Annotated in this window: 19 protein-coding genes; 9 read left to right on the top strand and 10 right to left on the bottom strand. The window is 61.4% G+C overall.

Features of this window, described 5'->3' with window-relative positions; translation table 11 throughout:
• Positions 1 to 43: 43 nt before the first annotated feature.
• The 3 genes from fecA to BOP96_RS20405 all read right to left on the bottom strand — a co-directional run bounded on the left by fecA (position 44) and on the right by BOP96_RS20405 (position 3898).
• Positions 44 to 2380: a TonB-dependent Fe(3+) dicitrate receptor FecA gene (gene fecA / locus BOP96_RS20415; protein ID WP_073453836.1), complete on the bottom strand. Its 2337-nt coding sequence runs from the start codon at positions 2378 to 2380 to the stop codon at positions 44 to 46.
• Positions 2381 to 2471: 91 nt separating this feature from the next.
• A complete protein-coding gene (locus BOP96_RS20410; RefSeq protein ID WP_073453834.1) occupies positions 2472 to 3413 on the bottom strand; it encodes a FecR domain-containing protein in 942 nt (313 codons plus the stop codon).
• Entirely contained in the window at positions 3410 to 3898 is a 489-nt protein-coding gene (locus tag BOP96_RS20405; RefSeq protein WP_014717061.1) for a sigma-70 family RNA polymerase sigma factor, read from the bottom strand. Before BOP96_RS20405 ends, BOP96_RS20410 begins: the two co-directional genes overlap by 4 nt.
• A gap of 171 nt (positions 3899 to 4069) precedes the next feature.
• Between BOP96_RS20405 and BOP96_RS20400 the strand changes: the two genes are divergently transcribed.
• From BOP96_RS20400 to BOP96_RS20375, 6 genes are all read left to right on the top strand, one after another.
• Positions 4070 to 4372: a DUF3649 domain-containing protein gene (locus BOP96_RS20400; protein WP_014717062.1), complete on the top strand. Its 303-nt coding sequence runs from the start codon at positions 4070 to 4072 to the stop codon at positions 4370 to 4372.
• Positions 4369 to 5943, top strand: coding sequence for a PepSY-associated TM helix domain-containing protein (locus BOP96_RS20395; protein ID WP_019817654.1), 1575 nt, complete (start codon positions 4369 to 4371; stop codon positions 5941 to 5943). Before BOP96_RS20400 ends, BOP96_RS20395 begins: the two co-directional genes overlap by 4 nt.
• Positions 5943 to 6269 carry a DUF3325 domain-containing protein gene (locus tag BOP96_RS20390; protein ID WP_019817655.1) on the top strand — a complete coding sequence of 109 codons (327 nt, stop codon included), beginning with the start codon at positions 5943 to 5945 and terminating at the stop codon, positions 6267 to 6269. The genes BOP96_RS20395 and BOP96_RS20390 overlap by 1 nt, the downstream gene beginning before the upstream one ends.
• Positions 6270 to 6276: 7 nt before the next feature.
• Positions 6277 to 6855, top strand: coding sequence for an RNA polymerase sigma factor (locus tag BOP96_RS20385; RefSeq protein WP_014717065.1), 579 nt, complete (start codon positions 6277 to 6279; stop codon positions 6853 to 6855).
• Complete coding sequence (locus BOP96_RS20380; protein WP_020301212.1) at positions 6852 to 7829, top strand: FecR family protein; 978 nt, start codon at positions 6852 to 6854, stop codon at positions 7827 to 7829. The genes BOP96_RS20385 and BOP96_RS20380 overlap by 4 nt, the downstream gene beginning before the upstream one ends.
• Before the next feature lie 155 nt (positions 7830 to 7984).
• Positions 7985 to 10225 carry a TonB-dependent receptor gene (locus BOP96_RS20375; RefSeq protein WP_103452156.1) on the top strand — a complete coding sequence of 747 codons (2241 nt, stop codon included), beginning with the start codon at positions 7985 to 7987 and terminating at the stop codon, positions 10223 to 10225.
• A gap of 136 nt (positions 10226 to 10361) precedes the next feature.
• Here the strand turns inward: BOP96_RS20375 and BOP96_RS20370 are convergent, their stop codons facing one another.
• Together BOP96_RS20370 and yejK are read right to left on the bottom strand one after the other, a co-directional pair.
• Entirely contained in the window at positions 10362 to 10712 is a 351-nt protein-coding gene (locus tag BOP96_RS20370) for a glutaredoxin family protein (RefSeq protein WP_020301210.1), read from the bottom strand.
• Complete coding sequence (gene yejK, locus BOP96_RS20365) at positions 10712 to 11716, bottom strand: nucleoid-associated protein YejK (protein WP_060766580.1); 1005 nt, start codon at positions 11714 to 11716, stop codon at positions 10712 to 10714. Before yejK ends, BOP96_RS20370 begins: the two co-directional genes overlap by 1 nt.
• Before the next feature lie 397 nt (positions 11717 to 12113).
• Here yejK and BOP96_RS20360 point away from each other — a divergent pair, with 397 nt between their 5' ends.
• Positions 12114 to 12395, top strand: a complete 282-nt coding sequence (locus BOP96_RS20360; protein ID WP_003188840.1) for an HU family DNA-binding protein — start codon at positions 12114 to 12116, stop codon at positions 12393 to 12395.
• A gap of 77 nt (positions 12396 to 12472) precedes the next feature.
• Here BOP96_RS20360 and rlmF read toward each other — a convergent pair whose 3' ends face one another.
• From rlmF to BOP96_RS20335, 5 genes are all read right to left on the bottom strand, one after another.
• Positions 12473 to 13489, bottom strand: a complete 1017-nt coding sequence (gene rlmF, locus BOP96_RS20355) for a 23S rRNA (adenine(1618)-N(6))-methyltransferase RlmF (protein WP_047712663.1) — start codon at positions 13487 to 13489, stop codon at positions 12473 to 12475.
• Between the two features lie 239 nt (positions 13490 to 13728).
• The gene (locus BOP96_RS20350; protein ID WP_005785134.1) at positions 13729 to 16575 is read right to left on the bottom strand and encodes a valine--tRNA ligase; all 2847 of its coding nucleotides are present in this window, start codon (positions 16573 to 16575) and stop codon (positions 13729 to 13731) included.
• Positions 16576 to 16785: 210 nt separating this feature from the next.
• Positions 16786 to 17160: a hypothetical protein gene (locus tag BOP96_RS20345; protein WP_003188844.1), complete on the bottom strand. Its 375-nt coding sequence runs from the start codon at positions 17158 to 17160 to the stop codon at positions 16786 to 16788.
• A 7-nt stretch (positions 17161 to 17167) separates the two neighbouring features.
• The gene (locus BOP96_RS20340) at positions 17168 to 17596 is read right to left on the bottom strand and encodes a DNA polymerase III subunit chi (RefSeq protein ID WP_014717072.1); all 429 of its coding nucleotides are present in this window, start codon (positions 17594 to 17596) and stop codon (positions 17168 to 17170) included.
• A gap of 74 nt (positions 17597 to 17670) precedes the next feature.
• Positions 17671 to 19161, bottom strand: a complete 1491-nt coding sequence (locus tag BOP96_RS20335; RefSeq protein WP_014717073.1) for a leucyl aminopeptidase — start codon at positions 19159 to 19161, stop codon at positions 17671 to 17673.
• A 284-nt stretch (positions 19162 to 19445) separates the two neighbouring features.
• On the opposite strand from BOP96_RS20335, the gene lptF reads away from it, so the two are divergent.
• Both lptF and lptG read left to right on the top strand, forming a co-directional pair.
• The gene (gene lptF / locus BOP96_RS20330) at positions 19446 to 20564 is read left to right on the top strand and encodes an LPS export ABC transporter permease LptF (RefSeq protein WP_003188848.1); all 1119 of its coding nucleotides are present in this window, start codon (positions 19446 to 19448) and stop codon (positions 20562 to 20564) included.
• Complete coding sequence (gene lptG / locus BOP96_RS20325) at positions 20557 to 21636, top strand: LPS export ABC transporter permease LptG (RefSeq protein WP_003188851.1); 1080 nt, start codon at positions 20557 to 20559, stop codon at positions 21634 to 21636. The genes lptF and lptG overlap by 8 nt, the downstream gene beginning before the upstream one ends.
• Positions 21637 to 21674 lie beyond the last annotated feature (38 nt).

Below are 21674 nucleotides of genomic sequence, written 5' to 3'. Positions count from 1 at the left end.
CCGACAATCAACTGTGGGAGGTGTTGCAGTCTGCAGATTGCAGTCAGAACGCGATAGAGGTTTGCACATACACCGTGCGCGGCTCACCCACGTACTTGCCCTTGTTGTTGTCGTCGAACGAGCGGGTGTAGTACTGCTTGTTGAAGATGTTCTTCACCCCCACCGCCACATTCAGATCCGACAACTGCGGGCCGAAGTCATAGGCTGCGCGGCTGCTGAACAGCATGTAGCCGGGGATGCGTCCATTGGCACCGTCGGCGCTTTCGGCCTGGGTGTTGGCGTTGTCGGCGAACTGGCTGCTCTGGTAGCTGCTGTCCACATTCAGCTTCCACGGGCCTTCGGTGTAACCCACGCCCAGGGTGCCTTTGTGCTTGGACGAGAAGGGCACGCGGTTGCCTTTGTTCGGCCCGTCTTCGCGGATGGTCGCGTCCACATAGGCGTAAGTGGCGTACACATCGAAACCGGCCAGCGCCGGGCTAAGGCCGTCGAGCGCATAGTTGATGCTCGACTCGATGCCCTGGTGACGGGTTTCACCGCGGGCGATCACCGTGTCGTTGGTCTGGTTGCTGTCGTACTGGTTGTCGAAGTTAATCAGGAACGCGCCGATTTCTGCACGCAGATTGCCGTTGTCATAGCGCGTGCCGAGTTCCCACGTGCGGGCTTTTTCCGGTTTCACTTCGCCGCTGTTCACGCGGTTGGGCATCTGGCTGTACTGCACGCTGCCGAACGAGCCTTCGGTGTTGGCGTAGAGATTCCAGTCATCGGTGAGGTGATAGAGCACGTTCAGCGCCGGCAGGGCAGTGTTGTAGTCGCCCTTGTATTTGACGTTGCTCAGGTTGTTGGTCTGCTGGGACTCGATCATCTCGTAGCGAATACCAGGGGTGAGGGTCCACTTGCCGATATCAATGCGGTCGTCGATAAAGAACGCGTTGGCCTCGGTGCCGCCACGGGTGTCGCGGTCGTTGCGACTGTTGGTGGTGGGGATTTGCTGGTTGGCGGCAATCGGCGTGCGATAGCGCAACTCGTGACCGGCTTCATTGATATAGCGGTAGCCGACGCCCACTTCGTGGCTGGTGGGGCCAAGGTCGAAGCCTTGGGCGAAACGGGTTTCCAGGCCGCGTACCCAGTATTCGCGTGGCGACAGCGACAGGAAACTGCCCTGGTCCAGGTAACCGCTGCGCAGGGTCTTGGTGAAGAAGCTGTTGACCGTGAATTCGCGGCGGTCCTGCTCGTAGCGGTAGCCGACGTTGAACATCGTGCGGCGGCCCCAGAACTTGTCGTAGGGCCGAGTGGACTGATACGGGTCGGCCTTGTAGTCCTTGACGTTCAAACCGCCCGGCATATCGGCCTGGCCTTCGTAGTACTGTGCCATGGCGTTGAAGCTGTTGGCATCGTCCAGTTGGTATTTGCCCTTGAGGATCAGGTCATCGATGCGCGTGTTGCTGTTTTCGCGCCAGTCGCCGCCGCGGGTGCCGGAGTACAAAATCGCGCCGCCCAAGCCGTTGTCGGCAGTGCCGCCGGCCAGCAGGTTGCCGGTGGTCTTGAAGCCGTCGTGGCTGGAGGAGGGGCTGGTCTCGGTCTGCAAACCGCCCTTGACCGTCGGCGCATCCGGGATGGCACGGGTGACGAAGTTGACGATGCCACCGACGTTTTGCGGGCCATAGCGCACCGCACCGCCGCCGCGTACCACATCCACCGCGTCCATATTGCCCATGCTGATCGGCGCAAAGGAGAGTTGCGGCTGGCCGTAAGGCGCGAAGGGCACCGGGATGCCATCCATCAGCACGGTGGAGCGCGACGCCAGGCGCGGGTTGAGCCCGCGAATGCCGAAGTTCAGCGCCATGTCGTGGCTACCGGTGCCGTTGTTGTCCGGGGCGTTGACGCCAGGGATACGGTTGAGCACATCGCGAGCCTGAGTGGCGCCCTGGCGTTCGAATTCTTCGCGGCGGATCACATCACGGGCGCCGGGGTGCTCGAACACATTGGTTTGCGCCGCGCCACCGAGCCAGTCGCCGACCACGTTGGAGGTCTGCAGCTCAAGGGTCGCAGGGGCGCCAGCCGGTTGCAGGCTGTAAGCGTTGTCACCCTCGGCGCGGGCTTGCAGGCCGGTGCCTTCCAGTAGTTTTTGCAAGCCCTCGGCAGCGCTGTAGCTGCCCGACAACCCAGGGCTTTGCATCCCGGCCGTCACGGCGGAACCGAAGGACACCAACACGCCGGCTTCGCGACCGAATTGATTCAGGGCCGCTTCCAGGGTAGTAGGTGCGATGTGGTACGCCTTGGCGTCGGCTGCCATCACCGCCGGCAGTGTGGTCAGGCTGAGGCTGGCACCGAGCAGGAGTTGGCGCAGTGTACGGGCGAGAAGCGTCGGGTGCTGGGGCATGAAGGGCGGTCCTGAGAAGGAAGGATCAAGGTGGCTTTCCTTCTCTGTCACGCCAGGTGCGGAAAACGGCTCACACAAAAGTAAAATAAATTCAGACCCGTGCCTGCACGGTCACCCAATAACGCGTAAAGCGCCGCACTGTCACCGGCAGGCTGATTTCCAGTAGGTCGAGGATGCGTTCGCTGTCGTCCAGCGGGTAGCTGCCGGACAGCAGCAGGTTGGCGACGTGTGGATCGCAATGGAGCTGGCCGCGACGGTAGCGTCCCAGTTCATTGAGGAAGTCTTCGAGGCGCATGTGTGCGGCCACCAGCATGCCGTCGGCCCAGGCGCCGCTGTTGGCGTCGGTGGGGCGTGGGGTGTCCCAGCCTTTGCGGGTGAAATTGACCTGGTGCGCGGCATCGACCCTCAGCGCCAAGCCGTTGTAGCGGTTGGGCATCACCTCGACCTGGCCGGCCAGTACCGCCAGTTGGGTGTGGTCGTTGAACTGGCGCACAGTCAAGCGCGCAGCCTGGCTGCTGAGCAGGCCCTGGCCGGTCAGCACGTGCAACGGCGTCTGGCCTGCACGGGCGGTGAGCAGGATTTCACCTTCAAGCAAGCGCACCAGGCGCTGTTGGCCGTCGAAATGCACATCCACCGCGCTGCCGGTGTTGAGCTGCAACTGGCTGCCGTCGGCCAGTTGTACTGTGCGGCGCTGGCCCACCGGGCTGCGATAGTCAGCCGTCAGCGGCGGCAGGATATGTTGCTGGCGCAGGCTCCAGGCGGCGGCCGAACCGGCACCCACAATCAACAGTAATTTAAGCGCCTGACGCCGGCTGCGGGAGGTAGGCGCGTTCAACGCCGCGTGGGCCAGGGGGGAGGGCACGCCGCGCAGGCGTTGGTTGACGCTCTGGATCTGCTCCCACGCGCGTTGGTGTTCGCTGTGGGCATTCAACCATTGCTGCCAGGCCGCCTGCTGGCGTGGGTTGAGCGTGCCTTGCTGTATTTCCAGCAACCAGTGCACGGCTTGTTCGGCGACTTGGCTGGAGACGTTCATAGGGCGAAGTAGCAGCGCATGGCCGCTTTGGTCAGGTGGCGTTTGACGGTGGCGATGGAGATGCCCAGTTGCGCGCCGATTTGCGCGTAGGTCAGGCCGTCGAGTTGGGCCAGCAGGAAAGCGCGTTTGACCTGCTTGGGCAAGCCGTCGAGCAGTTGGTCCAGTTCCAGCAGGGTTTGCAGGATGATTGCGCGGTCTTCTTCCGACGGTGCCACGTGTTCGGGCATCTGAGCCAAGGCCTCGAGGTAGGCGCGCTCCAGGTCCTGGCGGCGGTAGAAGTTGAACAGCACGCGCTTGGCCACGGTGGTGAGGAAGGCGCGCGGCTCGATCAGCGTTGGCGCTTCCCGGGCACTGAGCACGCGGATAAAGGTGTCCTGAGCCAGGTCGGCGGCGTTTTCCGGGCAGCCGAGCTTGCGTCGCAACCAGCCGGTGAGCCAGTGGTGATGGTCGTTGTACAACACTTCGACGGGGTTGGACGGCTGCAACGCGATCACTCCGCAAGCATTCGACATGCTTTAGAGAACAAGAATTGTTCGCATTGTAGGGCGCATGACAAGGTTCGGCAATCGGCCAAGGCAGGTGATTCATCCGTTCTCTTTTGCTTATGAGAATATTTATCATTAATATTGCGCGCTGATGAACCAGGCGCCTGCCGCATGAAAAGCAAAACCTCATTGCCCGTTTCCTACCGCCTCGCCGTCACCTCGCGCGTGCTGGCGGCGGTGATTGGCGGTTATCTGATGGCCTCCCTGGCCGCCATCTGCCTGGCGCTCTGGCTGCCCACCTCCCGTGCCGATGCGGTGGTCACCGGCATGATGAGTTCCTTTGTGTTCTACCTGCTGGCGGTGCTCTGGTGTTTTGCCTGCCGCACGGCATGGCGCGCCTGGGCAGGGGTGATGGTGCCGAGCGCACTCTTGGCCACCCTGGCCGGCATTGGTTTCTGGATGGCTCGCACATGAAAGAGGGCTTTCGCCAGGCCATGGCCTGGCTGCACACCTGGGCAGGCTTGATCTTCGGCTGGCTGCTGTTCGCGATTTTCCTGACCGGCACCCTGGCCTATTTCAAAGATGAAATAACCCACTGGATGCAGCCCGAAGTGCAGGCCCATCCCCTGGACGATGGGCGCAGCCTCGCCGTCGCGCAAAACTACCTGCAACAGCAGGCGCCTTCCGCCGCACGCTGGTTCATTACCTTGCCGAACCGCCGCGACCCCGGTTTGTCGGTGATGTGGCAAGACAAGCTCGAACCCGGCAAGCGCGGTACCTTCATCCAGAAAGTCCTCGACCCCGTCACCGGCCAACCGGTGCAGGCCCGCGACAGCAAGGGCGGCGAGTTCTTCTATCGTTTCCACTTCCAACTGCAAATGCCTTACCCGTGGGGCCGCTGGCTGTCGACCATCGCCGCCATGGTGATGTTCGTCGCGCTGATCACCGGCATCATCACCCACAAGAAAATCTTCAAGGACTTCTTCACCTTCCGCCCGCGCAAAGGCCAGCGCTCCTGGCTGGACGGGCACAACGCGGTGGGTGTGTTGGTGCTGCCGTTTCACCTGATGATCACCTACAGCAGCCTGGTGATTTTCATGAGCATGGTCATGCCTGCGCCCATCGTGGCGTCCTATGGCGACGACAGCCGGGCGTTTTTCAGTGAGCTGTTCCCCGCTACTGACAATGCGCCGGCCCTCGGCCAGCCGGGCAAACTGCTGCCGTTGATGCCGATGTACCAGCAGGCGCGGGAACAGTGGGCGGGCGGGCATGTGGGGCGTGTGGCGGTCAACAACCCCGGCGATGTCAACGCGTCGGTCAACGTGTCGCGCGCTGGCTCCGACAGCGTGGTGCATGCCTCCGGCAGTACGTTGTCGTTCAACGGCACCACCGGCGAGCTGTTGCGAGGCAGTGCCGAGCCGTCATTGGCGACGGCCATCGGTGGCAGTTTCTACGGTTTGCACATGGGCCATTTCGCCGGCCCGGTGCTGCGCTGGCTGTACTTTATCTGCGGCTTGGCGGGTACGGCGATGATCGGCACAGGCTTGGTGATCTGGCTGGGCAAGCGCCAGCTCAAGCATGCCAAGGCCTCGGTGATGCCCTTTGAACTGCGGTTGGTAGAAGTGCTGAATATTGCCAGCATGTCTGGCTTGATGATCGCCATCGCGGCGTTTTTCTGGGCTAACCGCCTGCTGCCGGTGAGCTTCACCGCGCGTTCCGACTGGGAAGTGCAGGCGTTCTTTATCGCCTGGGCCCTGAGCCTGTTGCACGCCTTGCTGCGGCGCGGTCGCCAGGGCTGGGTCGAGCAACTGAGCTTCGGCGCGCTGTTGTTTGCCGCCATTCCATTGCTCAACGCCATCACCACCTCGCATCACTTGGGTGTCTCTGTGCCAAGCGGCGACTGGGCGATGGCCGGCTTCGACCTCACCTGCCTGGCCAGTGGCGCGTTCCTCGCCTGGGCAGCCTGGAAGATGCATCACCGCAGCGCGCCGCTACCCAAGGCTGAGCGTGCCCGCGGGTTAACACTCAAGCAGCAGGCCAACTGATGCTTCTGGCGCTTTTGATGTGCTACGCCGGGTTCATGGCACTGTGCTTGTCCACCGACCGTCACCACGGCGAATTGCTGCACAGCAAACCCACAGCCATTCGGCGCCTGGGGTTGCGGGTGGGCGGTTGGTTGTTGCTGGGCGTGTCGATCTGGCCGTCGGTGCTGGGCGCCGGTTGGAGTCAGGGCCTGGTGGAGTGGTGCGCGGTGTTGATGCTCAGCGCCTTGCTGCTGGTGTTGCTGTTGCCGTATCGGCCAAGGCTGGCCTTGATCCTGGCGGGGCTCGCCCTGTTGGCCAGCCCTGTTGCGGCGTTCGCCCTCTCTTGAGCCGGCCATGAGGAGCCATCGACCGCAATCTCCTCAGGACACTCCGCACGCGGATGCAGCGGGGGGACGCGCGCATTTCCTGCAGGTGTTTTTGTCCCAGCGCTCGCAAATGGAGGCGTTGGTCAGCCGCCGTGTGGGTTGCCGCGCCACGGCAGCCGACCTGGTGCAGGATTTGTTCCTGCGCTTCTGGCGTCGCCCGCTGGTGCAGGTCGAAGAATTGAGCACCTACCTGCTGCGCTGCGCCGGCAACATCGCCATCGACCACCTGCGCAGCGAAGGCGCGCGAGCACGCAGCAGCGAAGGCTGGCTGCCGGAACAATCTGATCACCAAGGCTGCGAACCCCAGGCAGCGTTGGAGGCGGGCAATGATCTGCGCCATGTGGAAGCCGCCTTGCGCAGCTTGCCCGAGCGCACCCGCCAGATTTTCCTGCTTAACCGCATCCACGGCCGCAAGTACGCCGAAATCGCCAAGGCCATGGGCCTGTCCCAAAGCGCCGTGGAAAAACATATGATGCGCGCCCTCGAAGCCTGCAAGGCCAGCCTTCGCGAACCACCGCCTCCACGCATGCCAGGGAAAGCCCCGTGAACCTCACGCCCACGCCCGCCCAGGAACAGGCCGCACTCGATTGGTTGTGCCTGCTGCATGACCAGCCCAGCAGCGGCGACCAGGCCACGTTCAGCCGCTGGTTACGTGCAGATCCCGCACACGTCGAGGCCTACTCCCAAGCCCAGGTGCTCTGGGAATTAAGCGAAGTACCGGCGCGCCAACTGGCCGATGAGGACGCGCTCGCCTTGCAGCGCTACCTCAATACGATCAACGCCTCCAAACGCTCCCGGGTAGCGCGTTGGTCTGGTGCCTTGGCCGTCGCCGCCTGCCTGCTGCTGATGGTGTCGATGGGCGCCGGTTGGCAGCCGTCACGCTGGGTCGATGAGTGGGGCGCCGATTATGTGACGGCGCCGGGTGAGGTAAAGACCTTCACCCTGGCCGATCAATCCAAGGTCACCCTCGACGCCGACAGCGCCATCTCTGTAGATTTCAGCCAGGGCGAACGGCACATCCAATTGCGCCGTGGTGCAGGTTTTTTCAGTGTGACCCACACCGGCCAACCCTTCGTGGTGGAGGCGAACGGCGGTGAAACGCGAGTACTGGGAACGCAGTTTGAAGTGCGCCTGCAACCTGACGGCGCCGAGGTCACCGTGCTGTCCGGCCGTGTGGGTGTGACGCCCTCGAAACAGGGCCAGCAACAGGTGCTGACAGCGGGCCAGCAAGTGGCCTATGCCGATGGTATTGCCGACCCTTTGCATGGGGTCGACAGCGCCTCACGCCTGGCTTGGCGCGAAGGTTGGCTCAACTACTACAGGGCACCCCTGGCCGATGTGGTCCAGGACCTGAGGCGTTATTACCCCGGCCGAATTCTTCTGCTTAACGAAAACATGGCCGCCAAACGCGTCAGCGGCAGCTTTCCGAGCCAGGACCCCGTAGCGGTCTTGAACGCCTTGCAAGCGGTGTTGGGCTTTGAACAGCACAGCCTGTTGGGCCGCATGATTGTGGTGCGCTAGGCCCGCAGCGCCTTCATCGAACCTTCATCGCAATCGCCACAACCTGTCACCAAACGGTTACACGTGCCGTGGATCATCCCTGGGTTCCTGAACAAGTGGTCAGGAAGCTCGCATCTGCCCCATACAACACAACAATGTCAGTAAGGGATCTACACGTGAACCACAACACTCTTTATGCCCTGCTCCTCGCATCGGGCCTGGGCGGCTTTGCGCCGCTGGTTTTGGCCGATGATGCCCAGGATGTAGGCTCGGTGAACATCGCCGGCAAGCAAACCCTTGGCAGCGGCCACATGATTCTCGAAGAAAGTGCCAAGGCACGCTCGACGGTGACCAAGCAAGCCATGGACGAAATGTCGGCCACCGCCAACGCCATCGACAAGCTCAAGTACACGCCGGGCATCAACGTTTCCAGTGATGACGCCAGCGGCACCAGTGGCACCAGTTTTACCATGCGGGGCATGAGTTCCGACCAGGTCGGCGTCTCGGTGGACGGCGTGCCGATCAACGATTCGGGCAACTACAGTGTGTACTCCAACCAGTTGGGCGACCCGGAAAACCTGGCCGAAGTGTTCGCCACCCAAGGTTCCTCCGAGGCCGACGGCCCGCACATCGGCTCCAGCGGCGGCAACATTGGCATGATCACCATTCGCCCGACCAAGGACGCCGGGGTTTTCGCCAAACAGATCGTCGGTGCCAACGCCCTGCGCAAGACCTTCGTGCGAGCGAACACCGGGGATGTGGGTGGCCTGAAAACCTGGGTGTCGGCATCCCACCTGGAAGGTGACAAATGGCGCGGCAAGGGCACTCTGCGCAGCGACAAGATCGAGTGGAGCAGCCTGTTCGAAGGGGATAACGGCAACTCCACATTGGCCACGGTCAAGTACAACAAGCAGGAAAACTACAACTACAACAGCCTTAGCAAGGCGCAGTTCGACACCGAAGGACGGCGTAAGGATTACGCGCAAAGCCCGGTGTACAAGGCTGGTTTGCTGTCGGCGTCCTACAAGCTCAACCGCAACCCGTTCGAAAGCGTCAACGCCACGCTGACCCAGCGCTGGCAACTGCAGGACAATTTGTCGCTGACGCTCACGCCGTATTACTACTGGGCCAACGGTGGCAGCTTCAGCGGCCAGACGGCTTCCAACCTGGGGCCAAAGTCCGACAAGGCCGGCAACTACGACCTGAGTAACCTGCAATCGGCCAACTATTACCGCCCTTCGTGGACCGAAACCTGGCGCCCTGGCTTCACGGCGAAAATGAAGTGGGACATCAACGAAGAACACAGCCTGGACTATGGCTACTGGTACGAACGCGCACGCCAGCGCCAGACCCAGCCCTTTATCGGCATTAACAACGAAGGTGCCCCCGACGATGTGTGGGGCGACTACAACAGCGGCGGCCAGGTGGTCGACAAAAACGGCGCTACGGTCCAGGGCCGTCACTACTACACCGTCACTCCCGCGCAGAAGCTCTGGGTACAGGACAACTGGCAAGCCACACCGGACCTGAGTTTTGTTGGCGGCGTGGCCTACCAATATGTCGAGCGTGACGGCAACAACCTCGGCAGCCTGTACGACACACCGGAGAAGCGTAACACCCGCTACCACCAGTTCCTGCCCAACTTCAGCGCCAAGTACCAGGTCGATGAAAGCAACCAGGCGTTCTACAACGTCACCCGCAATATGCGCACGCCGCCCAACTACGTGCTGTACAACAAGGGCGACTCCGTCAGCCTCAAGTCCGAATTGAGCTGGAACCAGGAACTGGGCTGGCGCTACACCGAAGACGACATGGCCTTGAGTGCGACCCTGTTCTACATCAGCTTCAAGGATCGCCAGGTCTCGACCACCGACGCCAGCGGTGACTACATGGTGCTCAACGTCGGCACTGTCGATAACAAAGGCTTGGAGCTGGAATGGAGCGGCCTGTTGCCGCACAACTTCAATTACTACGCGTCCTATACCTACACCCAGTCTGAGCAGAAGGACGACCTGCTCAGCAAGAACGTGCTGCTACCAACCTCGGGCAAGCAATTGGCCAACGTGCCGGAAAACATGTTCAACCTGGTGTTCGGGTATGACGATTCGCGGTTCTACGGCAACATTGCAGGCAAATATGTCGGCAGTTTCTATGGCGATTTGACCAACAAGGAGAAGATTGAAGGCCGTACGGTGTTTGACCTGAACGCGGGTATTTATTTGCCGGTGGATAAGAAGGTCATCAAGTCGGCGGCACTGCGGTTTTCGATGCTCAACGTGTTCGACAAGGAGTACTTGAGTTCGGCGCGTACGGTGGCGTTCAACTCGGCGCCGGTGAACGGGTTGGGGGCGAGCACGGCGTATTACAACGTGGGTGAGGAGCGCACGGCGATGGTGTCGCTGGAAGCCAACTTCTAAGGTCACCACACAACCCAATGTGCAGAGCTGACGTGTGTGGGAGCTGGCTTGCCTGCGATAGCGGTGTATCAGTCACAGGTATTGACCCTGTTATACCGCCATCGCAGGCAAGCCAGCTCCCACATTTGATTGGGTGTTACTTCAGGGCGGCCATGATCGCTTCAGGGTTGTAGTCGCGAATCAAGGTCCCATTTACATCCACAAACGGAATCCCGCCACCGCCCAGTGCCTCGTACGCCTTGCGCGCCTCGGCATCCTTCTCTATATCGACGGCCTGGTACGGGATACCCTTCTGGTCCAGAAAACGCCGGATCTGCTTGCAGTACCCACACCACTCGGTGGCATAGAGCACCACCCGCGCCGAGGCGCGTACGTGCTCGGGCGCCACCTGGGACGGGTTGAACAGCCGCTCCACCTTGCCCCAGTTCTGGATCGCAACCACCACCAGCAGCACCAGCAGGACTTTCTTGAGTACCCCGCCCAGCATCAGTTACGGCGCTTGAGCTGGTCGGTCAGTTGGGTCGGCAGGCCCTTGATGATCAAGGTGCCGGCGGCTTCGTCGTACTCGATCTTGTCGCCCAGCAGGTGCGCTTCAAAGCTGATGGACAGGCCCTCGGCGCGCCCGGTGAAGCGGCGGAACTGGTTGAGGGTGCGTTTGTCGGCCGGAATTTCCGGCGACAGGCCGTAATCCTTGTTGCGGATGTGGTCGTAGAAGGCTTTTGGCCGGTCTTCATCGATCAGGCCCGAGAGCTCTTCCAGGCCCATGGGTTCGCCGAGCTTCGCCTGGCTGCTGGCGTAGTCCACCAGGGTCTTGGTTTTCTCGCGGGCGGACTCGTCGGGCAAGTCTTCGCTTTCGACGAAGTCACTGAACGCCCTGAGCAGGGTGCGGGTTTCGCCCGGGCCATCCACGCCTTCCTGGCAGCCGATAAAGTCGCGGAAGTACTCCGAGACCTTCTTGCCGTTCTTGCCTTTGATGAAGGAGATGTACTGCTTGGACTGCTTGTTGTTCTGCCACTCGGAGACGTTGATACGCGCCGCCAGGTGCAACTGGCCCAGGTCCAGGTGGCGCGAGGGCGTCACGTCCAGCTCGTCGGTCACCGCCACGCCTTCGCTGTGGTGCAGCAGGGCGATGGCCAGGTAGTCGGTCATGCCTTGCTGGTAATGGGCAAACAGCACATGGCCGCCGGTGGAGAGGTTGGATTCCTCCATCAGCTTCTGCAGGTGCTCTACCGCCGTGCGGCTGAAGCTGGTGAAGTCCTGGCCACCGTCAAAGTACTCCTTCAACCAACCGCTGAACGGGTGCGCGCCGGACTCGGCATGGAAGAAACCCCAGGCCTTGCCTTGTTTGGCGTTGTAGCTCTCGTTGAGGTCGGCAAGCATGTTCTCGATGGCGGCGGACTCGGCCAGTTCCGTGTCGCGGGCGTGAAGAACTGCGGGTGTGCCGTCGGGTTTTTTGTCGATCAGGTGGACGATGCAATGACGGATCGGCATAGGCTTCTCGGCTGGTTGAAGGGGGAGCGGTTGGCCTCCCCGAAAAGTCGCCCAGTGTACCGCACCCATTGGTCAAGACGTGCCCCGAACGGCATTTTGCACGCCCTGTGACTGGCCATATGCCTTTTTTTCACGGTTTAGAGCGATAAAGCTGACCAAATGGGTATGTTGAGGCGGATATTTCCCCGTCTCTGTGCTAGTTTTGCCCCGTCTTACGCCAAGTCTCGGCGTTAAGCGTGCATTCAGCATTTGTCAGGTCGAACCAATCCCCGTTTCAAGCATCTATAACCCCGATCTCCGTGGTTATGGCCGGGGATGCCAGGCCATGACGGTCGGGCTCGACGGCTGACACTGCACTCTGCAATCCATATGAATTTGATAGGGAAGGAACACCACAATGGCTATTACTAAAGACCAACTGATCGCTGACCTGGCTGAAGCAGTAGACGCACCGAAAACTACCGTGCGTGCTCTGCTGGACCAACTGAGCCAAGTTGTTGCTGATCAGCTGGAAAATGGCGGCGAAATCACTCTGCCAGGCGTTGGCAAACTGAAAGTGACCGAGCGTCCTGCCCGTACTGGCCGTAACCCTTCGACTGGCGCTGCCATCGAAATCGCTGCCAAGAAAGTTATCAAGCTGGTTGTGGCTAAAGGCCTGACCGACGCTGTTAACAAGTAAGACGCAGCAAAAAAACCGTGCTTCGGAGTGATCCGGGCACGGTTTTTTATTGCCTGCGTTTTTATTGTGTGGCGGGCTTATCGAACCCAGCGCTGGCGCCAGATCTGCTGCTCGTTCTTGGTCTGGAACGTCCAGGCCACAAAGCGGCTCTGCTTCTGCCCCTGGGACATCTCTACTACCTGGCTTTCCAGCACGCCAGCTTTTTTCAGCGCCGTTTCGATCGCCGGCAAGTTGGAGGCTTTGGACACCAGGGTGCTGAACCACAGCACTTTATGCGCAAAGTGCGCGCTTTCGGCGATCAACTGCGTCACAAACCGCGCTTCGCCACCTTCACACCACAGTTCGGCCGATTGACCACCGAAGTTAAGCACCGGCAACTTGCGTTTCGGGTCGGCCTTGCCCAAGGCGCGCCATTTACGCTCGCTGCCTTTGGTTGCTTCGTCCATGGATGCATGGAAGGGCGGATTGCACATCGTAAGGTCAAAGCGCTCACCCGGCTCCAGCAGGCCCAACAGGATCTGCTTGGGGTTGGGTTGCTGGCGCAGCTGGATGACCTTGCTCAGGTCGTTGGACTGCACGATGGCCTTGGCGGCGGACACGGCGATCGGGTCGACCTCCGAGCCCAGGAAGTTCCAGCGGTACTCCATATAGCCAATCAGCGGGTACACGCAGTTGGCGCCCATACCGATGTCCAGCACCTTGACGATCGAGCCTCGCGGGATCTTGCCGTCGTTGACGCTGGCCAGCAGGTCGGCGAGGAAATGCACATAGTCAGCACGCCCCGGCACTGGCGGGCACAGGTAGTCCGCCGGGATATCCCAATGCTGGATGCCATAGAACGACTTGAGCAGCGCCCGGTTGAACACCCGCACTGCATCCGGGCTGGCGAAGTCGATGCTCTCTTTGCCGTAGGGGTTGATGATCACGAATTTGGCCAGTTCAGGCGTGGTCTTGATCAGCGCCGGGAAGTCGTAACGGCCCGTGTGGCGGTTGCGCGGGTGCAGGGTGGCCTCTTTGCGTGGCGCGACGGGTTTGGCCGTGGCGGCGGTTTTAGGCTTCTTGCGCGGAGGTTTGGGCGTAGTGGGGGCGGTCATGATGATTCTGGGTTTGGCTCAAAGTGGCGGTCATTGTCACACATTCCCGGGGACAACTCGGTCAAATGTGGGAGCTGGCTTGCCTGCGATGCAGGCGACTGGGTGTATCAGGCAGACTGAGGTGATGCTATCGCTGGCAAGCCAGCTCCCACAGGGATAGGGTTTTGATTGGGAAATGGTGTCGTTTGCCTGGACAAAAAAAGAGACCCGAAGGCCTCTTTTTTTACACGGCGCAAGCCTTACAGGCTGGAAATCCGCGCGTGTTGCTCCGCCAGCTTGCCCAAGGCCTGTTCAGCCTCGGCCAACTTGGCGCGTTCTTTCTCGATCACTTCAGCTGGCGCTTTGTCGACGAACGCCGCGTTGGACAGCTTGCCGCCCACTCGCTGCACTTCGCCTTGCAGGCGCGCAATTTCCTTGTCGAGGCGGGCAAGTTCCGCGCCCTTGTCGATCAGGCCGGCCATCGGCACCAGCACTTCCATATCACCGACCAACGCGGTGGCAGACAACGGTGCTTCGGCATCGGCAGCCAATACGGTGATCGACTCCAGCTTGGCCAGTTTCTTGAGCAGCGCATCGTTCTCGCTGAGGCGACGCTGGTCTTCGGCACTGGCGTTCTTGACGAACACGGCCAGCGGCTTGCCCGGCCCGATGTTCATCTCGGCGCGGATGTTGCGTGTGCCGAGCATCAGGGTCTTGAGCCATTCGATATCGCTTTCGGCGGCCTCATCGATGCGCGCTTCGTTGGCCACCGGCCAAGGTTGCAGCATGATGGTCTTGCCTTCGATACCGGCCAGCGGCGCCAGGCGCTGCCAGATTTCTTCGGTGATGAACGGCATGAACGGATGCGCCAGGCGCAGCGCCACTTCGAGCACGCGCACCAGGGTGCGACGGGTGCCGCGCTGGCGTTCGACCGGGGCGTTCTCGTCCCACAGTACCGGCTTGGACAGTTCCAGGTACCAGTCGCAATACTGGTTCCAGATGAACTCGTACAGGGCCTGTGCGGCCAGGTCGAAACGGAACTGGTCGAGCTGGCGGGTCACTTCGGCTTCGGTGCGCTGCAGCTGCGAGATGATCCAGCGATCCGCCAGGCTCAGCTCATAGGCTTCGCCGTTCTGGCCGCAGTCTTCGCCTTTGTCCAGCACGTAGCGCGCCGCGTTCCAGATCTTGTTGCAGAAGTTGCGATAGCCTTCGACGCGGCCCATGTCGAACTTGATGTCGCGACCGGTGGAGGCCAGCGAGCAGAAGGTGAAGCGCAGAGCGTCGGTGCCGTAGCTGGCGATGCCGTCGGCGAATTCGTCGCGGGTCTGCTTCTCGATCTTTTTCGCCAGTTTCGGCTGCATCAGGCCCGAGGTGCGTTTCTGCACCAGGGTTTCCAGGTCGATGCCGTCGATGATGTCCAGCGGGTCCAGGACGTTACCCTTGGACTTGGACATCTTCTGGCCCTGGCCGTCGCGTACCAGGCCGTGTACGTACACGGTCTTGAACGGTACCTGCGGGGTGCCGTCTTCGTTCTTCACCAGGTGCATGGTGAGCATGATCATCCGGGCAACCCAGAAGAAAATGATGTCGAAGCCGGTGACCAGCACGTCGGTGGAGTGGAATTTCTTCAGGAACTCGGTCTGCTGCGGCCAGCCCAGGGTAGAGAAGGTCCACAGGCCCGAACTGAACCAGGTGTCCAGTACGTCGTTGTCCTGTTGCAGCGCGATGTCGGCGCCGAGGTTGTGCTTGGCACGCACTTCGGCTTCGTCGCGGCCTACATAAACCTTGCCCGATTCGTCATACCAGGCCGGAATACGGTGGCCCCACCACAGCTGACGGCTGATGCACCAGTCCTGGATGTCGCGCATCCACGAGAAGTACATGTTTTCGTACTGTTTGGGCACGAACTGGATGCGGCCATCTTCCACGGCGGCAATCGCAGGTTCTGCCAGCGGCTTGGTGGACACGTACCACTGGTCGGTCAGCCACGGCTCGATCACGGTGCCGGAGCGGTCGCCCTTCGGCACTTTCAGGCCGTGGTCGTCGACGCTGACCAGCAAACCGGCGGCGTCGAAGGCAGCTACGATCTGCTTGCGCGCTTCAAAACGGTCCAGACCTGCGTATTCGGCGGGGATCTTGCCGTCGATGCTGTCGTTCAGCGAGCCGTCCAGGTTGAACACCTGGCAGGCCGGCAATACGGCGGCATTTTTGTCGAAGATGTTCAGCAGCGGCAGGTTGTGGCGCTTGCCGACTTCGTAGTCGTTGAAATCGTGGGCCGGGGTGATTTTCACGCAGCCGGTGCCGAACTCAGGGTCGCAATAGTCATCCGCGATGATCGGGATGCGGCGGCCAACCAGCGGCAGTTCGACAAACTTGCCGATCAGCGCCTGGTAGCGCTCGTCGTTCGGGTTAACAGCGACGGCGGCATCGCCGAGCATGGTTTCCGGACGGGTAGTGGCGACGATCAGGTAATCATTGCCTTCAGCGGTCTTGGCGCCGTCGGCCAGCGGGTACTTGAGGTTCCACAGGAAGCCTTTCTCGTCGTGGTTTTCCACTTCAAGGTCGGAAATCGCCGTGTGCAACTTGGTGTCCCAGTTGACCAGGCGCTTGCCGCGGTAGATCAGGCCGTCTTCGTGCAGGCGCACGAAGGCTTCCTTTACGGCTTCGGACAGGCCGTCGTCCATGGTGAAGCGCTCGCGGCTCCAGTCTACGGACGAACCCAGGCGACGGATCTGACGGCTGATATTGCCGCCGGACTGGTCTTTCCATTCCCAGACTTTCTCCAGGAATTTCTCGCGACCCAGGTCGTGACGGTTCTGGCCGGTGGCTTCCAGTTGGCGTTCCACCAGCATCTGGGTGGCGATGCCGGCGTGGTCGGTGCCCGGTTGCCACAGGGTGTCGCGACCCTGCATGCGGCGGAAGCGGATCAACGCATCCATGATCGCATTGTTGAAGCCATGGCCCATGTGCAGGCTGCCAGTGACGTTCGGTGGCGGAATCATGATGGTGTACGAGTCGCCCGCACCTTGTGGGGCGAAATAGTTCTCGGACTCCCAGGTGTTGTACCAGGAAGTTTCGATAGCGTGGGGCTGGTAGGTCTTATCCATGCGCGGCGGGACCCTAGTTGGCATTTATTCAGGAAAGCCGGCAAGTATAACGGGGGATAGGGGCGAGGGCGAGGCGAAGACGGTTAAGACCGATGCAGAATTAATGTGGGAGCTGGCTTGCCTGCGATGGCGGTGTTTCAGTCAGCATCTTCGGCGACTGATGCGCCGCCATCGCAGGCAAGCCAGCTCCCACAAGGATGGGGGGGACTTTCAGTTCTGGTATTGGCTGAGCAACCGCTCCATCCGCGCATCCATCCGACGCTTGATCTCGGCTTCGATATGCGGCGCAAAGTCGTCGATCACATCCTGCATGATCAATTGCGCGGCGGCGCGCAGTTCGTTGTCCAGGTGCAGCAGCAGGGCATCGGGGGCTTTTTCGGCGGCTGGGGCGGGTTCAGCAACCACAGGTGCCGGCGCGGCAGGCTTGCCGCCGACCATGTCGAACAGCAGCGGGATCTGTACCTCGCCATCGGCCGTCTCGGTCAGCAGCGGCGGTTGCAAGTTGTCATCACCCAGCAACTGACGGATCGACTCCAGGTCATCCAGCAGGTGGTCGTCTTTTTTCAGCGGGTTTGGAGTGTCCATCATGTACTCAAAGTCGTTGTAGCCGGTGATCTTGCAGAGGATAGCCCTGTTCGCGGTAGAAACGGAAACTCTCCCGCGCGGCCTGACGAATAGCCGGGTCTTCCACCACCACTTCCGCCACACGGGCGAACGCTTGGGCAAAGGCCGGTACTTTCAGGTCGAGGTTGACCAGCAAGTCATGGTGATCGCCGCAGTTGTCTCCCAAGCCCAGCACAACCAGGCTTTCAGGTTCGGATTCGGCGTGGCCGTGGGGCACGAAGCTTTCGCCCTTGAAGCGCCACAGACGGGCATCAAGTTCGTCACGTTGGGCGGCATCGCTGCAGTGCAGGTAGATGCGATGGCCCATACGCCAGGCTTTTTCGGTGAGTTTGCAGGCAAAGTCCAGGCGCGCGAGGGGATCGGCGCTGGGCAATATATAGAAGTCGACTTGGGGCATTGAAAATCCTGGGGTTGGCCTGATGGCCCCTCTGTAGGAGCAAGCTCGCTCCTACAGAGGGGCGCAGGGGCCGCTTAAGCCTTGGCGCGATCCAGCAGGTATTGGGTCAACAGGGGCACCGGACGGCCAGTGGCGCCCTTGTCCTTGCCGCCGCTGGTCCAGGCCGTGCCGGCGATGTCCAGGTGAGCCCAGTTGAAGTTCTTGGCAAAGCGCGACAGGAAGCAGGCCGCCGTGATGGTGCCGGCTTTCGGGCCACCGATGTTGGCGATATCGGCGAACGGGCTGTCGAGCTGTTCCTGGTACTCATCGAACAGCGGCAGTTGCCAGGCGCGGTCGTCGGCGGCCTTGCCGGCGCTGAGCAGTTGCTCGATCAGTTCGTCGTTGTTGCCCAGCAGGCCCGAAGTGTGGGCGCCCAGGGCAACTACGCAGGCACCGGTCAAGGTAGCGATGTCGATCACGGCCTGGGGCTTGAAGCGCTCGGCGTAGGTCAGGGCGTCGCACAGCACCAGACGGCCTTCGGCGTCGGTGTTGAGGATCTCTACGGTCTGGCCGCTCATGGTGGTGACGATATCGCCCGGGCGAGCCGCGCCGCCGCTCGGCATGTTCTCGGCGCAGGCCAGGATGCACACCAGGTTGATCGGCAGCTTGAGTTCCAGCACGGCACGCAGGGTGCCGAACACGCTGGCGGCGCCGCCCATGTCGTACTTCATCTCGTCCATGCCGGCGCCCGGCTTGAGGCTGATGCCGCCGGTATCGAAGGTGATGCCTTTACCTACCAGGGCGTAAGGCTTCTCGGACTTCTTGCCGCCGTTGTATTGCATCACGATCAGGCGTGGCGGCTGGTCGCTGCCCTGGCCCACGGCATAGAACGAGCCCATGCCCAGGTCCTTGATCTTCTTCTCGTCCAGCACTTCAACCTTCAGGCCCTTGAACTCTTTGCCCAATGCCTTGGCCTGTTCGCCCAGGAACGTCGGGTGGCAGATGTTCGGCGGCAGGTTGCCCAGGTCGCGAGTGAACGACATGCCGTTGGCGATGGCCTGGGCGTGGGTGACGGCGCGCTGGACTTCAGCCTGGGCAGCCTTGATGGTCAGCAGGGTGATTTTCTTCAGGGCGCGGGGTTCGGCTTTCTGGCTCTTGAACTGGTCGAAAATATAGCCGCCGTCCACCAGCGACTCAGCCAGCAGTCGGGTCTTGCCGTAGCTGTCGCGGCCCTTGACCACGATTTCATCGAGTGCCAGCACCGCATCGCTGCCGCCCAGGCCCTTGAGGGTGGTGAGGAGACCGCTGACGATCTTGCGAAACGGACGGTCGCCCAGTTCGGCATCCTTGCCCACGCCCACCAGCAAAACGCGCTCGGCTTTAAGGTTGGGCAGGCTCTGCAGCAGCAGGCTCTGGCCGACCTTGCCGGCCAGGTCACCGCGCTTGAGCACTGCGCTGATAGCGCCGCCGCTCAGTTCGTCCAGTTGCTTGGCGGCGACGCCGAGTGTGCGGCCTTCGCCGACAGCGACCACGAGGGTGGCGGTTTTCAACGTTTCGGGGCTAACGCTTTTTACAACCAATTCCATTTTCGGGTCCCTTATCAAGGTCTGTGAGCCGGGAGCTTGTACTCCGGCTTTAAAGCTCGGCAGCGTTGTAAACCGCCAGCGACAAAGGCCGCAGTTTGAACCTCGCCAGCGGAGCCTGACAACCCTTGGCGCACGCTTTGTGCGTGCGCATGAGTAAGCTCCGTGACAGGCGCGGTCAATCACAGGATAATGCGCCATCTTTTTAGCCGGCCCGTGGTAAACGGGTCGACTCGGTATGCTTGCTTGTTTGGCCGCCTTAGCCTGACAACCCTGGAGTGTCTGGTTTGATTGTCTTCCGTTATCTGTCCCGCGAAGTCCTGTTGACCCTGAGTGCCGTGAGTGCGGTGTTGCTGGTCATCATCATGAGTGGTCGTTTCGTCAAGTTCCTGGCCCAAGCCGCCGCCGGCGCCCTGGATCCGGGCTCACTGTTCCTGATCATGGGCTACCGGATGCCCGGCATGCTGCAGTTGATCCTGCCGCTTGGCCTGTTTCTCGGCATATTGCTGGCCTATGGCCGGCTGTACCTGGAAAGCGAGATGACCGTGCTGTCGGCCACCGGCATGAGCCAGCAGCGCCTGCTGGCCATGACCATGGTGCCTGCCGCCGGTGTTGCCCTGGTGGTGGCCTGGTTGAGCATGAGCCTGGCGCCCCAGGGGGCCATGCAATTCCAGTTGCTGCTGAACAAGCAGGATGCGATGACGGAGTTCGACACCCTCGAGCCCGGTCGCTTCCAGGCGCTCAGCGACGGCTCGCGGGTGACCTACACTGAAACCATGACCGACGACCGTTCCAACCTCGGCGGCGTGTTCATTTCCCAGAAGAACCTCGGCCAGAACCAGAAAGACCGTGGCATTACCATCCTGGTGGCCGACAGCGGTCGCCAGGAAATCCGCCCCGATGGCAACCGCTACCTGATCTTGGAAAACGGCTACCGCTACGACGGCAGCCCTGGCCTGGCGGATTATCGGGCGATCAAGTACGACACCTACGGCGTCATGCTGCCCAAGGCCGAGATCAGTGACGAGGTCACCGACCGCGACGCACTGCCCACCTCATCGCTGTTCGGCAGCCCGGAGTTGCGCTCCATCGCCGAGTTGCAATGGCGCCTGTCCCTGCCGCTGCTGGTGTTTATCGTGACCTTGATGGCCGTGCCGCTGTCGCGCGTCAACCCGCGCCAAGGGCGTTTCCTCAAGTTGCTGCCGGCGATCCTGCTGTATATGGCCTACCTGACCATCCTGATTTCTGCCCGTGGTTCCCTGGAAAAGGGCAAGTTGCCGCCAGCGCTGGGCCTGTGGTGGGTGCACGGGGTTTTCCTGATGATCGGCCTGGGGCTGCTCTACTGGGAACCTATCCGTTTGAAAATGAAGAGCCGTCGTGGCCTGAAGGAGTTGGCCCGTGGCTAAGCTTGATCGCTACATCGGCATTAGCGTACTGATCGCCATCCTTGCGGTACTGGGCATCATCCTCGGCCTGGCCTTGTTGTTCGCCTTCATTGATGAAGTGGGCAACGTTACTGACACTTACACAGTCACGGACGTGCTGAGCTACGTCGCACTGACCGCGCCGCGTCGTCTCTACGACATGATGCCAATGGCCGCGCTGATTGGTTGCCTGATCGGCCTGGGTACCCTGGCCAGCAACAGCGAGCTGACCATCATGCGCGCCGCCGGGGTGTCTATCGGCCGTATCGTCTGGGCGGTGATGAAGCCGATGCTGCTGCTGATGGCGTGCAGCGTGCTGATCGGTGAGTACGTCGCGCCACCGGCCGAAGCCACCGCCCAGGCCAATCGCGCCCTGGCCCAGGGTTCGGGCGATGCGCAAAGCGCCAAGCATGGCCTGTGGCACCGCCAAGGTGACGAGTTCATCCACATCAATGCCGTGCAGCCGGGTGGCCTGTTGATCGGGGTGACCCGCTACACCTTCGACAAAGAACGGCACATGCTGTCGTCCAGCTTCGCCAAGCGCGCGCAGTACAGTGGCGAGCAATGGCAACTGAGCGACGTCACCACCACGCACTTCCGTAACGTGGGCCAGGGCACCCAGTCCAGCACCGAAGTGGTCAACGTGCCGACCGAACAGTGGGATATCGCCCTCAAGCCGGAATTGCTCAATACCGTGGTCATGGTGCCGGAAGCCCTGCCGATCTCCGGTTTGTGGAGCTATATCCACTACCTCAAGGAACAGGGTTTGAACAATGGCCGCTACTGGCTGGCGTTCTGGGTAAAAGTCTTGCAGCCGGTGGTTACCGCCGCCTTGGTGTTGATGGCGATTTCCTTCATTTTCGGGCCATTACGCTCCGTGACCCTGGGCCAACGGGTATTTACCGGCGTGCTGGTGGGCTTCACCTTCCGCATCGCCCAGGATTTGCTTGGGCCGTCGAGCCTGGTATTCGGCTTCTCGCCGCTGTTTGCGGTGCTGGTGCCTACGGCCATCTGTGCCGTGGCTGGGTTCTGGCTGCTGCGCCGGGCGGGTTGAAGCCGCGCTCGCGAAAGTCTGCGAAACGCCGCGTTTAT

The sequence above is a fragment of the Pseudomonas sp. FSL W5-0203 genome (assembly GCF_001896155.1).
GTDB lineage: Bacteria > Pseudomonadota > Gammaproteobacteria > Pseudomonadales > Pseudomonadaceae > Aquipseudomonas > Aquipseudomonas paracarnis.
Note: the sequence above shows the minus strand (reverse complement) of the source record. Positions and strands in the feature narration are given on the sequence as shown.

What these genes read in the sequence shown, in the direction of transcription:
- BOP96_RS20335 (WP_014717073.1), bottom strand. Translation starts at nt 19,161, where the DNA reads ATGGAATTGGTTGTAAAAAGCGTTAGCCCCGAAACGTTGAAAACCGCC.
- BOP96_RS20410 (WP_073453834.1), bottom strand. Translation starts at nt 3,413, where the DNA reads ATGAACGTCTCCAGCCAAGTCGCCGAACAAGCCGTGCACTGGTTGCTG.
- yejK (WP_060766580.1), bottom strand. Translation starts at nt 11,716, where the DNA reads ATGCCGATCCGTCATTGCATCGTCCACCTGATCGACAAAAAACCCGAC.
- BOP96_RS20340 (WP_014717072.1), bottom strand. Translation starts at nt 17,596, where the DNA reads ATGCCCCAAGTCGACTTCTATATATTGCCCAGCGCCGATCCCCTCGCG.
- BOP96_RS20360 (WP_003188840.1), top strand. Translation starts at nt 12,114, where the DNA reads ATGGCTATTACTAAAGACCAACTGATCGCTGACCTGGCTGAAGCAGTA.
- BOP96_RS20400 (WP_014717062.1), top strand. Translation starts at nt 4,070, where the DNA reads ATGAAAAGCAAAACCTCATTGCCCGTTTCCTACCGCCTCGCCGTCACC.
- BOP96_RS20390 (WP_019817655.1), top strand. Translation starts at nt 5,943, where the DNA reads ATGCTTCTGGCGCTTTTGATGTGCTACGCCGGGTTCATGGCACTGTGC.
- BOP96_RS20385 (WP_014717065.1), top strand. Translation starts at nt 6,277, where the DNA reads ATGAGGAGCCATCGACCGCAATCTCCTCAGGACACTCCGCACGCGGAT.
- fecA (WP_073453836.1), bottom strand. Translation starts at nt 2,380, where the DNA reads ATGCCCCAGCACCCGACGCTTCTCGCCCGTACACTGCGCCAACTCCTG.
- rlmF (WP_047712663.1), bottom strand. Translation starts at nt 13,489, where the DNA reads ATGACCGCCCCCACTACGCCCAAACCTCCGCGCAAGAAGCCTAAAACC.
- BOP96_RS20345 (WP_003188844.1), bottom strand. Translation starts at nt 17,160, where the DNA reads ATGGACACTCCAAACCCGCTGAAAAAAGACGACCACCTGCTGGATGAC.
- BOP96_RS20350 (WP_005785134.1), bottom strand. Translation starts at nt 16,575, where the DNA reads ATGGATAAGACCTACCAGCCCCACGCTATCGAAACTTCCTGGTACAAC.
- BOP96_RS20370 (WP_020301210.1), bottom strand. Translation starts at nt 10,712, where the DNA reads ATGCTGGGCGGGGTACTCAAGAAAGTCCTGCTGGTGCTGCTGGTGGTG.
- BOP96_RS20395 (WP_019817654.1), top strand. Translation starts at nt 4,369, where the DNA reads ATGAAAGAGGGCTTTCGCCAGGCCATGGCCTGGCTGCACACCTGGGCA.